Raw genomic sequence first — 13,128 nt, forward strand, 5'->3', positions numbered from 1 at the left:
CCGGCGGCCGCGTAGGCCGACAGGTCACCGGCGGCCGCGACAAACTCCGCAAAAGCCCCGCCGGGATGGTTCCCGACGGGGCTCCGCCGTATCACTGCCCCTATGAGCGGGGTCCTGGCTGTAACTGTTTGACCAGGTGGAAGACCTCCCGGGCCGCATAGCGTTTGAGGCAACGAACGATTTCGCGACGGGTCTTGCCCTCCTTGATCCGGCGCTCGTAGTAGCCCTGGGTGCGCGGGTCGACCCGCAGGCGGGTGAACACGATGCGGTGGAGCGCGGCATTGGCCTGACGATCACCGCCGCGGTTGAGGCGACGGAACTGCCGGCGTCCCGAGGAACGCTCGACGGGGCTGACCCCGCACAAGGCGGCGAAGGACGCCTCGCTGTCCAGGCGTTCCGGGTTGTCTCCGACCGTGATCAGCAGAGCGACGGCTGTGTCTGGGCCGATCCCGACCACGTCGAGCAGTTGCGGGGCATGGCCTTGCACGAGCCGGGCCAGACGATTGTCCACCTCCCGGATCTGTTCGGAGAGCTGGCCGATCCGGCGAGCCAGCAAACCGAGCGTGATCCGCGTGGCCTGCAGCACCGACTCCTCGCCAGCCTCTTCCTGACCGCTCGCGTCGGTGAACCGTGCGCAGGTACGGAAGAGCTCGGCGTTGCCCAGTTGGGCCAGTTCTTCCCGCAAGGCGGGGTCGGCAGTGATGAGGACGGCCTTGAGCTGATTGATGGCCTGAGTACGGGCTTTGACAGCCGACGCCTTCGTGAGTTTGTACATCCTCGCGATCTGCACCGGCCCGTCGCCCGACTTGGCCCGCGCGCAGGCCCGCCCACTCAATACCGCTCGCGCCGCGTTCTGCGCATCGAGCGGATCCGATTTGCCGCGCCGACGGCGATCCGCCCGGTCCATCCAATTCACATCAAACACGTCCACGCCCTGGGCCAGCAGGTAGCGGGTCAAGGATGCCCCGTAAGAGCCGGTCCCCTCCACCCCGGCCCGCCCCACCGTTCCCGACCTCCTGGCCCACTTCAGCAGATCCCGATATCCAGTCGCGCTGGCCGGGAACTCACTGGTGGCCAGCACCGCCCCCGTCAAGGAGAGCACCGAAGCCACATGGGCATCACGGTGCGTGTCCACTCCTAACACCACTTCCCCCGCAGGGCGGCGACGGCGGGGCTTCGGAACAGAAGACGGCGCACTGGGTCCGACTGAAGTGGACATACCTGATCCCTTCCGGTCCGATGACGTGTCGCGTTGCCGGTACCGGGCCACGTCAGACGGTCAGAATCGTGAGGACGCCACAACGAACGGCAGGCCCCTATCGGGACACGCCCCGCCAGCCCGGCACCGACAACGCACCATCCCCGACCATCGGCCGACACTGTGACACCAGGACACTTCGGTCACAGCCCCTATGAGCGGGGTCCCAGCTGTGGCTGTTTGACCAGGTGAAAGGCATCCCGGGTCACCTGACGGCGCAAGACTTCCTGGCTCACGACGCAAATCGCGGAATCCCGCCGCCGTGGCGGGGAACGCGCCGGCGGCAAGCACGGGCCCCGTCATGGACAACACCGCAGCGACATGGGTATCCCGGCGCCTGCCCCTCCAGCACCACCTCCCCTACAGGGCGACGACGGGCCTGCCGAGCAGGAGGCGTACTCGGCATGATCGATGCGCACATGGCCGATCGGGACATGCCGGTTCCCCTTCCGGTCCGACGGCGCGTCGCGTTGCCGGTACCGGGCCGCGTCGGGCGGTCAGAATCGTGAGGACGCCACAATGATCGGCAGGCCCCTGACTTGTTGAATCGGGCCCAGACGCGCGGTCTGCAGCCGTAGCGTCCAGGGTGTCGGTCGGCACGGGCCCGCAGTGCCCCTTGCCGCCCATGGGCTGGCTCTCCGATAGCGTGCCGCCGCCGGCCGACACCCACGCGGTGTGGCTCGACAGAGGCATGAACGTGTGCGACCGCTACTTCAAGTCAGGGTGCCCACCGCATACTTCGCCGCTTCGAGTACAGACCGGGATGCGCGTGATCACGATCGGGATCGACCCCCACAAGTCCTCTCACACCGCCGTCGCCGTGGACGGCGCAGGCCACAAGACCGGCCAGCGGCGCTTCGTCGTCAATGCCGGCACTTTCACGCAGCTGATGCGCTGGTGCGAGCCGTGGCCCGACCGCCGTTTCGCGGTGGAGGGTGCTGGCGGCCTGGGCCGCTCGCTCGCCCAGCAGCTGGCCGCCGCGGGCGAGAACGTGGTCGACGTGCCCTCCACCCTTTCGGCCCGGGCCCGGCTGCTGGCCACCGGTGGAGACCGGAAGACCGATGCCAAGGACGCCCTTCATGTTGCCCAGGTCGCTCTGTTTCGCCATGACCTGCGACCCGTGGTCGAGGAGGACCAGACCACGATCCTGCGGCTCCTGACCGAGCGGCGAGAGGACCTGGTCCACGAGCGCACCCGCGTCCTGAACCGACTCCACGCCGTGCTTCGCGATCTGCTGCCCGGCGGTGCCCCCACCGGGCTGTCGGCCGACAAGGCCGCCGTCCTGATGAAGGGGATCCGGCCGGTCACGGCCACCGACAACTGCCGCCGTGACATAGCTCGTGACCTGCTGGCCGACCTGCGCCGCCTCGACCGGCAGGTCAAGGACAACGAAGCCGAGATGCGCGAAGCCGTCGCGGCGACCCGCACCACGCTGACCACCCTGCCCGGCCTGGGCACCGTGTTGGCCGCCAAGGTCATCGGCCACATCGGGGACGTCAGCCGCTTCCCCACGGAGCACCACTTCGCCAGTTACACCGGCAGCGCGCCCTTGGACGCCTCCAGCGGCAACAACGTCCGCCACCGGCTCAACACCGGCGGCAACCGTGCGCTGAACTCGGTACTGCACTCCATCGCCGTCTGCCAGATCCGCGACGGCGGGCGCGGACAGGACTACTACCTCCGCAAGATCAGCGAGGGGAAGGCCCCATCCGAAGCCCGCAGGGCCCTCAAACGGCGCCTGTCCAACGTGGTCTACCGGATCATGAAACGCGACCAACGGAACCACCTCGCCCAAGCCGCTTGACACACAGAGGCGCTATGAGGTCATGCTCCGCCCGGCCGGAGCCCTGGGAACCGGGGCCCGGCGGTCGGACAGATCAACGTAAGGACAGCCCAGCAGGACGTCAGTCAGTGATTGGGTCACGACCACCGGAGACCCGCGTACCACTATGACTGTCAGTGGTGGCTGGCACGATCTCGGTCATGAGCGACGAGTCTTTCAACTGGCACGACTTCCTCGGCCGTTGGCAGGAGGAGTGGGTTCCCCGCGCCGAGCACGAGGAGGACGGGGACGGCGGTCCGGGTCCCGTCAGGCTGGGCAGGCCAGGGGCGGACGAGGCCGCGATCACCACGGTCGAGAAGCGGCTGGGGATGCGACTGCCGCCCTCCTACCGCCAGTTCTTGGCCGCGAGCGACGGATGGCGTGTGGAGCAGACGGCCGGGGTCTATCAGCTCGGTGGGATCGCGGACATCGACTGGTCCCGGGATCCGTACGGGTTGACCGAGGTGTACGAGGAGAATCTGGGCGACGACCCGCGCGAGCAGGAAGTCCTGCTCGCCGGCATGTGGCAGCGATCGCTGCGCCTGGAGATGGACTCCGATATGACGCTGGCTCTGCTCGACCCGGGCGACCGCGACGAGCACGGCGAGTGGGCGCTCTACATCTACAAGGGCTGGAGTGGTGAATACCCGGACCGCTACCCGTCGTTTCGTGCCTACATGGAGGCCATGTACCGGAGCTTCCACGGCGACCGGGTGGGGCGGCCGGACTTCGAGAACGCCACCACGCGCGCCCAGGACGCCCGGGTCGAGGAGGCCCGCCTACTCGCCCTGCGCGGACGGCATGAGGAGGCCCTGCCCTTGCTCGAGGAGGCGCGGTCCTTCGGACGACCGAACAGCGCGATTCTGCTGAACCAGTTGCAGCATCTGGCGGCTCCCCGCGCTCAGCGGGACTACGGCTCCCTTGTGGCTGACCCCCGCTATCTGCCCGAGCTCCTTACGGTGTCGGCCATCGAACCGGCCTCCGGCGAATGGCGACTGGGCGGAGACGACCACTGGCTGGGGATGATGGCCGCCCGTGGGGTCGACCGGGAAATCGCCGAGGACCTGTTGAGCGCGCTGCGCGACGCCACCCATCGCTATGCGCCGCCGGGTGCGTGGGGCCGGGCCGTCAACGAGGCCCGGGAGTCGGCCCGATGGGGAGCGACCGATGCCGCGTGGCGAATGCTGCGCGACGCGCTTAAGCAGTGGATACCACCTGGGCCTTTGCTGCTCGCGCCCCTTGGCCTGCTCGCCGATCCGGTTCTGGGGTCGCTGATCACCCCGCAGCGCGGGCGAGAGATCCTCGCGACTCCGCGCGCAGGCGAGTCCGGGCCCGCTCCCGAGCCGGCGCCCGATCTCGACCCGCCGGGTCTCACCTGGCTGACGACGACCGGGATACATGGGCGGCCGTTCGACGCGTACCGCTGCGTCTGGGTCGAGGGCGCCGACCCCGCCGGCCTACCCGCTCTGATAGGCGACGAGGGTGCCGAACTGAGTGCGCCCGTGCACGCAGCCAGGGCGTACCAGCCGTTGAGGCAGAACCACGAGCGGGAGGGCGTCGAGCTCTGGGAGGACCGGGCCGCGGTCATGGCCGGCCGCTGCAGCGAGGGGTGGGCCTTCGCCTTCGACGGCCAGTCCCGCCAGGGCATCAGCCACCTGTTCCAGTCCCCCGCCGCGGCCGCCTCCGCGTCGGGTCGCGCCGTGGTGGTGTGGCGTGAGCCGCAGCGGCACTTGGCTGATCACCCGGCCGCATTCCATGTCTCGGTGGCCGAACGCGGCGTGGAACTCTACGCGTTCACGGTGCGGGGCAACGACATCCGGCGCTCGGGTGCGATACCCAACACCCTGGATCCTGCGCGTTTTGCCGGCTCACCTGACACCCATCTCGACCGAGAGGTACGTCTGTTGGAGACCCTGCACGCCGAACTGGGCATCTCGCTCCCCTGCTTCGCCCTGTCCCAGGGCAGCCTCCCCATGTTCACCACCCGGTCCTGGACCCGAGCGCCGCGCGAGGGCGAAGGCTTCGCCTACCTGAGCTTCGTACGGCGTCGCCCCTGAGGCGACGCTACCGTAGAGCCGCGACCACGGCCTCGGCCACCCGGGCGAAGAGGCGGTCGTCGTATTCGGCATTGTCACCCTGCCCAGCCGTACACCGTGGCTACACCGCCGCTGCTCCCCTGGGCAGCGCGTCCAGAAGCACAACAGCGTGCGCCTACCCCGGGAAACCATCAGCAGTACCAGCGCGCCCGCGCACACCTACAAATACTCCTGAGACAGCGGCGAAACCATATCCGGAGGCACTGGCAGCAGCCCGACCACGCTTCGCCCCATCCCAATCCCAGTGGTCATCTTCGACAACGACACGTACATGCCTTCTGGGGCGCCGAATCAACACGGCCCGTTCGGCGAGCTCCCGCCGGCGTACCACCGGACTGGTACGCAGCCGCCCGCTCAACTGATCGAAGCATCTACTCCCAAGCCGAGGCCGACAAGCGCGGCGCCATCGGCCCCGCGGGCAGAACCCCCACCGAGACAAGCCGACGGGGGGCAACATCTGTCACGACAGCCCCTGTGACAGCAACCCAGTTCAGATCGGCAGCTCTCAGTATCGGGTGATGCAAAAGCTGGCGCATCGTCAGTGGCTGATCGACACAAGCGGCACGTAACGCTGGAAACCAAGCGCGCAGCGGGCAATTGGTTCGGAAAGTCGCCCTGGGTGGCACAGCGTTCCAGAGGGGAATCTGCGCAGCGCAGCGCACCGCTGAGCGATGATGTTGACAGAGTGACGGAGTCGATCGGGGGGCCTGCCATGTATCTGAGTCGCGTCAAGGTGAGCGGTCTGCGCGCGAGCGCAGAGATGCCAATGAGCTGCGACCTTCCGGGCAGGTTCAGTGTGATGATCGGGCCGAACGGCGCGGGCAAGACCACACTCACAGACGCGCTCTACCTCGCGCACCCAGGGAACCGGTTTCCGGTGCTCCCGAGGCCGACTTCAGCCGCGCTGGCATCCCCTGATGCCGGCGTCGAGCGCAGCATCGACATCACGTACAACCTGGCCGACGACCTCCAAGCCGAGGGGCGCCTCGGCCGCGAGATGCACACCACAGGGCACAGGCGGCCCGGTGGAGAAGCTGAATCCTGGAGTGTCTCCCTGCACCGACAACTGGGGACAGTCACCTCGCGCCTGACAAGCAGCCACGGCCTCGCCCGGAGGATCGACCAGTTCAAGCTCATCTATCTTCCCGCCTGGCGTCATCCACTGGACGAACTGGCGCGCCGCGAGGTGCGCATCTTGGTGGAGCTGCTACGCGCACGGCAGCAGGAACTCCATGGCAGCCGCAACCTGGTGGCTCTACGGGCCCGTGCCTCCCGACTATTGGAGGATCTAGCCAAGGACAGCCTGATCGACGCCGTTGAGGCCCGCATCGGCGAGCAGCTGGGCAGACTGTCGGCTGGCGTGAGCCCACAATGGCCCTACGTGCGCGGCCAGGTCATCGACGACACCTATCTCGCCCGCGTCCTGGAGATCATGCTCGCCGTGATCGAAGGCCGTTCCGCAGCCCGTCCTCTGGAAGTTTCTGGCCTTGGGTACGTCAACCTGCTTCATATTGCCGTGACGTTGGCTGCGATACCTGATTCAACAGAGATCCCCCTCGCCTCCGCGGACCCACCGGAGAGCAGCGATCACGAATCCCCGTCCGAGGAGGAGCAGGCGCGGCAAGCGTTCGAGAACTTGGCTCAAGCGCATGCTGAGGCGGCCTCCGAGGAAGACTCCTTCTTCTCCACGGCCCCGTTTCACGCAACGGTCATCATCGAGGAGCCTGAAGCCCATCTCCACCCTCAGCTGCAGCACTCGTTGGTCCGTTACCTGCGCAGAACCGTCAAGGCGCGCCCCGAGCTACAGGTGATCCTCACCAGTCACGCGACTGACATCATCACAGCGTGCGACCCCACGGAGCTCGTCGTCGTGCGTCGCACCGACCATGGAAGTGTGAGCCGCTGCGTCAAGGACGTGGTCCCGTCCCAGCATCGCGATGCCACGCTCCGCATGGCCAGACTGCACCTCGACGCGAGTCGTTCATCGGCTCTCTTCGCGGAACGCCTGCTCCTAGTTGAAGGAGTTACCGAGGGCGCGGTGGTGCGCGAGTTCGGCCGGGCCTGGGCAGGCGACGACGAAGCGAAGCAAGCCTTCATTGATGCCCTGAGCATCGTCCCGATGGGCACCAAAGTCGGCCAGTGGGCCGCCCATCTCCTGGCGACACCGGGCAAGGAGCTGTGCACGAAGCTGGCCATCCTCCGTGACAGCGACAGCGACCTTCCCTTCGACAGCGCTCGCGACATGCCCAAGTGGGCTGCAGAGCACGATAGGTCCGTAGTCCAGGTTTTCATCAGTCATCCCACCCTCGAGCCGGCGATCACTCCGGGCAACGAGAACCTTGTCGCGGAAGCCCAACAAGCGGTCGACCCAAACCATCCATTGGCTGAAGTCACCGTCGACAGCGTCCGGTCCTACTTCGCCAGCCGAAGAGCAGGAAAGAACGGCGAGGAAGCAGTCAAGGAAGGCCGGGGTGCACGGCGTAAGGCCGAGTTCGCCCTCGCTCTCGCCGCGGTTCTCCGGGAAGCCAACGACACCGACCGCGAGGCGGCCGACGGCCTTTCCCTCGTGACGGTCCCCGAGCACCTCGAGGACCTCTTCGACTTCCTGTATCCGGCCGCCTCCCCAGACACCACCGGCGATCTGACGTCCGAAGATCCCGCCATGGAGCCGCCCGGGTGGCTCGCTCCCGACGACATCTGGGACAAGTTGCCAGACGACATCGAATGGGATGACGATCTCGACGACCCGGCGTACTGGCCAGAAGACGAGCCCATCGACGCAGAGCTCGAGGCCGCGCCAGGCGAAGCACAGGAAACCCAGAACTGGGACGATCTTCTGCGCTCACGTCCAATCCGGCAGAACCAGACGACAGGTCGCCAGCCAGGAGGCTGGCCCACACACGTGCAGATACCCGGGCCCTGGCCACAGGGACAGCACAATGCCTAGATCCAGCACAGGGCTTCACGCACTGACACGACAGCAGCTCACCGCAAGTGGCAGCCCGCACAGCCGCGTCTACGTCGAAGCGGCACCCGGCTCCGGAAAGACCACCGTGTCGGCCCTGCGATTCGGCCTGCACCGCTTTGCCGCCCCCACCGACGCACGCGCGGTCGTAGCGGTCAGCTTCACCAGATCAGCCACCGAGGAACTGCGAACGCGTGTCGCCCGGCAATGGGGGTCGGCATCACTGCGCTGGCCGCACCGCATCGTGACCCTGGACACCCTTCTGTGCGACCTACTCTTCCACCTGCTCAATGAAGGCGTTCTGCACTGGCCAGGAGGACACACGGAAATTGACGTGTTGGACTCATGGCGGACAGCCCTCCCGACAAAACCCAGCCGCATAAAGCCCGTTCTGCGGGTCGACGGCGGCCACGTCGTCATAAGAACCGTCAACGAGCCCCAGACCGCGAGCCACCCATCAGCCATGCACTTCAAGGAAGCGGTCTCCGCTGGCGCATGTACCCATGACAACGTACGGGAGGTTCTTCAAGAGGCCCTCCCAGCTGGTCCCGCACGCCGAGCACTGATCTCGTACTTCGAGACCTCGGTGCGCTCGTTGACGGTTGATGAGGTGTTCGACGCCAACGATCTGGACCGGGACATCTTCTCACTCGCTGCGTCAGCGTCCAGCTCTCTCACCTTGGTCGGCGATCCGTGGCAGGCCCTCTACCAGTTCAGAGGCGCCCGTCCCGCTGCTATGGCGGCATACATAAGGGAGAACGGCTTCTCCACGCACTACCTGGACGACTCCTTTCGGTGGGGAACCGACAGACAGGCATGGCTTACGCGGCGCCTGCGACGACGCGTGCCCGTCACGCTGCCGGCCGGTTCTGCCCGCGATGCCGACATGGTCCTCGCACTCAAGTGGAAGGCACTGTGGGAGTGCGATCCGCGCGTCCTGCCCCTCGCCATCAAGCCCGGTGTCGGTCAGGTTCAAGAGGCGATCTGCACCCTGCTCCTCAATGAGATCGCACAGAATGCGCTGGGCACACAGGCAGTATTTCTGCACGATGCTCTGGTCACGCTCGGGCTGGACAAGGAGGCGCTAGCGACAACGATCCGCCCCTGCCTGCAGGCCGCGGTGGCTGACCTCAAGGACGGTCGCCAACCGGCCTTGGTGTGGCAGAGACTGACTTCCAGTCTCGCGGACCTCATTCCGGGGATCGCTACGACACAGCTCGCGCGCAAACCGATCCGCGCACTGGAGCGTCTACAACTTCGGCTCGTCAATGACCAGTTGAGACCTGGCCTTACCTGTCACCAGTCCAAAGGGCGAGAGTGGAACACGGTAGCCGTCAAGCTGAGCCCGGCAGACGCCTCGGCCCTGGCGCACGGCCTCGACCCTGCACGGGAGGACCATCGTGCCCTGTACGTGGCGCTCACGCGTGCCCGCCTCAACACCTATGCCATGAGCTGAATGTGGCAGGTCGTGTGCACCGAGGCTGGCCGTCGCGGGCGTGTCCCCACGGGGAAGAAGGAGTTGCTCCTCGACGAGCAGGCGGCCGCGAAGTTGCGCCAAGGCGCCTCCGGCCAGTCCCCCCACATCCTCTACGCTCGGGGCTCTCCTACCAGGCACTCGGCGACATCGGACGTGACAACACGGCCCCGCGCTGACAGTCAGGGCACAGCAGCTCCTCGGGGCGAGCGTGCACGAAGGCCGTGCAAGCGCCAGGGAACTAGTGCCGCATCAAGCAACGTTCGCCCCGGCTTGCCGGACGGGTCCGCGGCAGGTAGCCGTTGGATACGGTCCGCGTAGTCTCGCGAGGTGCATTCTCATCTGAGCTTCGAGAACCCTCCCGCGCTGCCTCACGGGGTGGTGGTCGAGACGTTGGAGCAGGCCCTGCGTGACCGCTCGGCAGAGGGCGAGGCGGCGGGAGTCCTGGTCGGCACCGCGTTGAACGACGACGACGCGGGGTTCGTCGAGCACTGGTGCGTGCAGGTCGGGACGCGGGCTGTGTCGGGTAGTCCGCTGCTCGGGCTGGCTGGGCTGTGCCTGGGCCATACCGCTCGACGCTTTGGGCATCTCAGCGATGAGGCCCGTGCCCTGGCACAGTCGCTGGCGGCGCGAGCCGAGGCGGACCCGTCGGATGTGGACGGTCGGGCCCTCGACGGCTATGACGATGTCCGGAGCTTCCTTCACCTGTGGTGACGTCGCCTGTTGCCGCTGCTGTTGCAGGTCAGGCTGCGTTGGCTCTCCTCACGAGGGCTTTGAGGCGCTTGTCGGCGGCGTGCTTGTTCCGCCAGATGATGTAGCGGCGGATCACGCTGCCCTGGGCCTTGTGGGTGGGGTGGTCGGTGCCATCGAGGGCGAAGTAGCGCAGGGCGGTGAACTGGGCCTCGATGCGGTTGAGCCATGAGCTGTCGGTCGGGGTATAGGCGATCTCGACGTTGTTGGCCTCGGCCCAGTCGGCGACGCGGCGGCAGCGTTTGGTGGTCAGGTGCGGGGAGTAGTTGTCGCAGATGATCGCGATGCGCTTGCCGACGGGGTGGAGGGAGCGCAGGTAGCGGCAGAACTCCAGGAACTTGGAGCGGTTCTTGGTCTTCTTGATGTGGCCGTAGAGCTGGTCTTTACCCAGGTCGTAGGCGGCGAACAGGTGGCGGACGCCGTGCGGGCGGGGTGTAGGTCGCGCGGCGGCGCGGGCGCGGTTCGCGGACGGGGTCCTTGTGCTTGCCGCCGCATCCGGTCCACTGGCGGCCGGGGTGGGGCTGGAGATTGAGGGGGCCGAACTCGTCCATGCAGAAGACGACTTCTGGCTCGCCAGCCTCGGGTATGACCTCGCCGTCGGCGATGGCGTAGAGGTGCTCGACGCGGGCCTTTTTGACCGCGTAGTCAGGGTCGCGGGAGGTCTTCCAGGTCTTCAGGCGTTGAAAGGTGACGCCTTCCTCGCGGAGCAGGATGCGCAGGCCCTCGTGGCTGATGTCGTCGACCACCCCCTCGGCAACCAGGAATTCGGCCAGTTTGACCAGGCTCCAGGTCGAGAAGGGTAGGCCGTGCTCGACTGGCCTGGACTTGGCGATCTTCTTGATCTCACGGCAGTTGGTGCTATCTTCACTAGCACCATGCTGTTGAGGCTGAACACCGCGGACAGCCGCCCCCTGCACGAGCAGGTGGCCGGCGCGATCCGGCGCGCCATCGCCGAGGGCGAGTGCGGGCCGGGAGACCGTCTTCCCCCGGCCCGGGACCTTTCCCAGACCCTGGATGTGAACGTCAACACAGTTCTACGGGGCCTTCGGGCGCTGCGCGACGAGGGGGTGCTGGAGTTCCGGCGGGGCCGGGGCGTGACGGTGGCCGACGGGGCGGACCAGCGCTCCGTCCTGCTGCACCGCGTACGCGACCTGGTGACCGACGCGGCGCACCTCGGCTACAGCAAGAACGACCTCATCGACATGATCAGGGGGATCTCGTGACCGAGCAGGTACGCAAGAGCGGAGCGGCGTGGGGCGCCGTCGGCTGGGGCGTCGGCGTCCTGGCCCTGTTGGTGGCGCTGCCGTTGGCCGCCAGCGGCCGGCTCCCGGACCGACTGGCGACCCACTGGCACGCCGGCTCGGGCAGGCCCGACGACTCCATGCCGCTCTGGGCCGCGGCACTGTTCCCCGCGCTGATCTGGGGTGTGCTGGCGTTCGTCGTCGTGCTGACGCTGCGCCGGGCAGGGGCCGGTCGCGGCGTACCAGGGTGGGCTGCTGCGGGCCTCGGCTTCGGCGGTGTGACACTGCTCGGCGGGCAGGCATCGGTCGTACGGGCGAATCTGGACCGCGCGGACTGGCACGAGGCGGGATCGGTGACGAGCGGGGTCGTGGGCACGCTCGTCGTAGCGGCCGCAGCGGGCGCGGCCGGTCTGCTGGCCGCGCGCCGGGCGCCGGACGAGCCCCGGCCCGCGGCGGACGGCCCGACCCTGGACATTCCCGCCGGGCAGCGGGTCGTATGGCTCGCCCGCACGTCGAACTCCTGGCTCCATGCGCTCGCCGCCCTGACCGGGCTGCTCGCGATCACCGTCTTCGTGTCGGCGCTCGCGGGTCTGACGGACCTTCCGTTCCTGCTGGCGGCCACGCCGTTCACCCTCGCCTCCGTTCTGGTCCTCGGCTGCTCCTCGGTGCAGGCACGAGTCAGCGAGCAGGGTCTGGACGTCGCCTTCGGTCCCTTCGGCTGGCCCACACGACACTGGGCCGTCGAGGACGTGGAGTCGGCACGCGTCGAGAGCCGCACGCCCGCCCAGGTCGGTGGCTGGGGCTACCGGCTGAGTGGGCTGGGAACCACCGTGATGCTGCGCGGCGGCGAGTGCCTGGTCATCCACCCGTCAAAGGGCAGGGAATTCGCGGTGAGCGTGGACGACGCCGAACGCGGAGCCGCCCTTCTGAACTCCTTGAGTGCCCGGCACACAACGTGAAATCGTCGTGGCACGCGTCCAGATAGCGGTGCTCTACTTCCAGTCGTGCGTGGCCAAACTCCCCCACGCCGAATGGGCCGACGGCAGTGCCCTGTACTACTGGATCAACAACTACGACTTCGGCGCACCCCACTGGCTGCGGCCCGCGCTCAGCGCCATCGTCGACCACCCCCTGGGCGTCGCCGCGATGACCTGGGGCCCTCTGCTCCTCGAGATCGCCCTGGCCGCCGCACTGCTCATGCCCCAACGCGTCCGCTGGATGCTGCTGCCAGCAGGCATCCTCTTCCACCTCGGCATCGCCGTCGTCATGGGCCTGTGGAGCTTGGGCAAGCGCCGCTGTGCTCCGCGGCCTGCACGGTCCACGACTGCGGGGCCACGGTGAAGCCCACGGTGGCGCCGTGGCAGCTGGAGGCGCAGAGCCCCGCTGGTCGGACACCCCCGGCGTCCATCGACACGGGCTGCCAGCATGGCGCGGCCCCGAAGTGCGCTCCCACAGCCGCCGGGCAGGCTGCCGGAAGAACACCGGCGATGCGGGCCGGCCCAGTGCTGTAGCGCCGTCTCCC

9 protein-coding genes and 1 pseudogene are annotated in these 13,128 nt (G+C 67.6%); 8 read left to right on the top strand and 2 right to left on the bottom strand.

The window, feature by feature from the left end; all coding sequences use genetic code 11:
• Nucleotides 1-100: 100 nt before the first annotated feature.
• Nucleotides 101-1,219 (bottom strand): IS110 family RNA-guided transposase, encoded by a 1,119-nt coding sequence (locus ACZ4RZ_RS29220; RefSeq protein ID WP_467749000.1) that lies wholly within the window; start codon nt 1,217-1,219, stop codon nt 101-103.
• Between the two features lie 802 nt (nt 1,220-2,021).
• On the opposite strand from ACZ4RZ_RS29220, the gene ACZ4RZ_RS29225 reads away from it, so the two are divergent.
• The 5 genes from ACZ4RZ_RS29225 to ACZ4RZ_RS29245 all read left to right on the top strand — a co-directional run bounded on the left by ACZ4RZ_RS29225 (nt 2,022) and on the right by ACZ4RZ_RS29245 (nt 10,329).
• Complete coding sequence (locus ACZ4RZ_RS29225) at nt 2,022-3,062, top strand: IS110 family RNA-guided transposase (protein ID WP_467749002.1); 1,041 nt, start codon at nt 2,022-2,024, stop codon at nt 3,060-3,062.
• 179 nt (nt 3,063-3,241) lie between these two features.
• A complete protein-coding gene (locus ACZ4RZ_RS29230; RefSeq protein WP_467749003.1) occupies nt 3,242-5,137 on the top strand; it encodes an SMI1/KNR4 family protein in 1,896 nt (631 codons plus the stop codon).
• Nucleotides 5,138-5,861: 724 nt separating this feature from the next.
• The gene (locus ACZ4RZ_RS29235; protein WP_467749005.1) at nt 5,862-8,123 is read left to right on the top strand and encodes an ATP-dependent nuclease; all 2,262 of its coding nucleotides are present in this window, start codon (nt 5,862-5,864) and stop codon (nt 8,121-8,123) included.
• Nucleotides 8,116-9,597: a UvrD-helicase domain-containing protein gene (locus ACZ4RZ_RS29240; RefSeq protein ID WP_467749006.1), complete on the top strand. Its 1,482-nt coding sequence runs from the start codon at nt 8,116-8,118 to the stop codon at nt 9,595-9,597. Before ACZ4RZ_RS29235 ends, ACZ4RZ_RS29240 begins: the two co-directional genes overlap by 8 nt.
• Before the next feature lie 348 nt (nt 9,598-9,945).
• Nucleotides 9,946-10,329 (top strand): hypothetical protein, encoded by a 384-nt coding sequence (locus ACZ4RZ_RS29245; protein ID WP_388116211.1) that lies wholly within the window; start codon nt 9,946-9,948, stop codon nt 10,327-10,329.
• Nucleotides 10,330-10,357: 28 nt separating this feature from the next.
• Here ACZ4RZ_RS29245 and ACZ4RZ_RS29250 read toward each other — a convergent pair.
• Nucleotides 10,358-11,213, bottom strand: a pseudogene (locus ACZ4RZ_RS29250) (IS630 family transposase); the annotation flags it as partial.
• 27 nt (nt 11,214-11,240) lie between these two features.
• On the opposite strand from ACZ4RZ_RS29250, the gene ACZ4RZ_RS29255 reads away from it, so the two are divergent.
• Genes ACZ4RZ_RS29255 through ACZ4RZ_RS29265 form a run of 3 tightly spaced genes read left to right on the top strand, consistent with a single transcriptional unit; the run spans nt 11,241 to nt 12,947 of the window.
• A complete protein-coding gene (locus ACZ4RZ_RS29255) occupies nt 11,241-11,588 on the top strand; it encodes a GntR family transcriptional regulator (RefSeq protein ID WP_467749008.1) in 348 nt (115 codons plus the stop codon).
• Nucleotides 11,585-12,565, top strand: coding sequence for a DUF1648 domain-containing protein (locus ACZ4RZ_RS29260; RefSeq protein WP_467749009.1), 981 nt, complete (start codon nt 11,585-11,587; stop codon nt 12,563-12,565). The genes ACZ4RZ_RS29255 and ACZ4RZ_RS29260 overlap by 4 nt, the downstream gene beginning before the upstream one ends.
• Nucleotides 12,546-12,947 (top strand): HTTM domain-containing protein, encoded by a 402-nt coding sequence (locus ACZ4RZ_RS29265; protein WP_467749011.1) that lies wholly within the window; start codon nt 12,546-12,548, stop codon nt 12,945-12,947. The genes ACZ4RZ_RS29260 and ACZ4RZ_RS29265 overlap by 20 nt, the downstream gene beginning before the upstream one ends.
• Nucleotides 12,948-13,128 lie beyond the last annotated feature (181 nt).

It is taken from the genome of Streptomyces sp. NPDC027189, from assembly GCF_055566975.1.

What these genes read in the sequence shown, in the direction of transcription:
- ACZ4RZ_RS29220 (WP_467749000.1), bottom strand. Translation starts at nt 1,219, where the DNA reads ATGTCCACTTCAGTCGGACCCAGTGCGCCGTCTTCTGTTCCGAAGCCC.
- ACZ4RZ_RS29225 (WP_467749002.1), top strand. Translation starts at nt 2,022, where the DNA reads ATGCGCGTGATCACGATCGGGATCGACCCCCACAAGTCCTCTCACACC.
- ACZ4RZ_RS29230 (WP_467749003.1), top strand. Translation starts at nt 3,242, where the DNA reads ATGAGCGACGAGTCTTTCAACTGGCACGACTTCCTCGGCCGTTGGCAG.
- ACZ4RZ_RS29240 (WP_467749006.1), top strand. Translation starts at nt 8,116, where the DNA reads ATGCCTAGATCCAGCACAGGGCTTCACGCACTGACACGACAGCAGCTC.
- ACZ4RZ_RS29255 (WP_467749008.1), top strand. Translation starts at nt 11,241, where the DNA reads ATGCTGTTGAGGCTGAACACCGCGGACAGCCGCCCCCTGCACGAGCAG.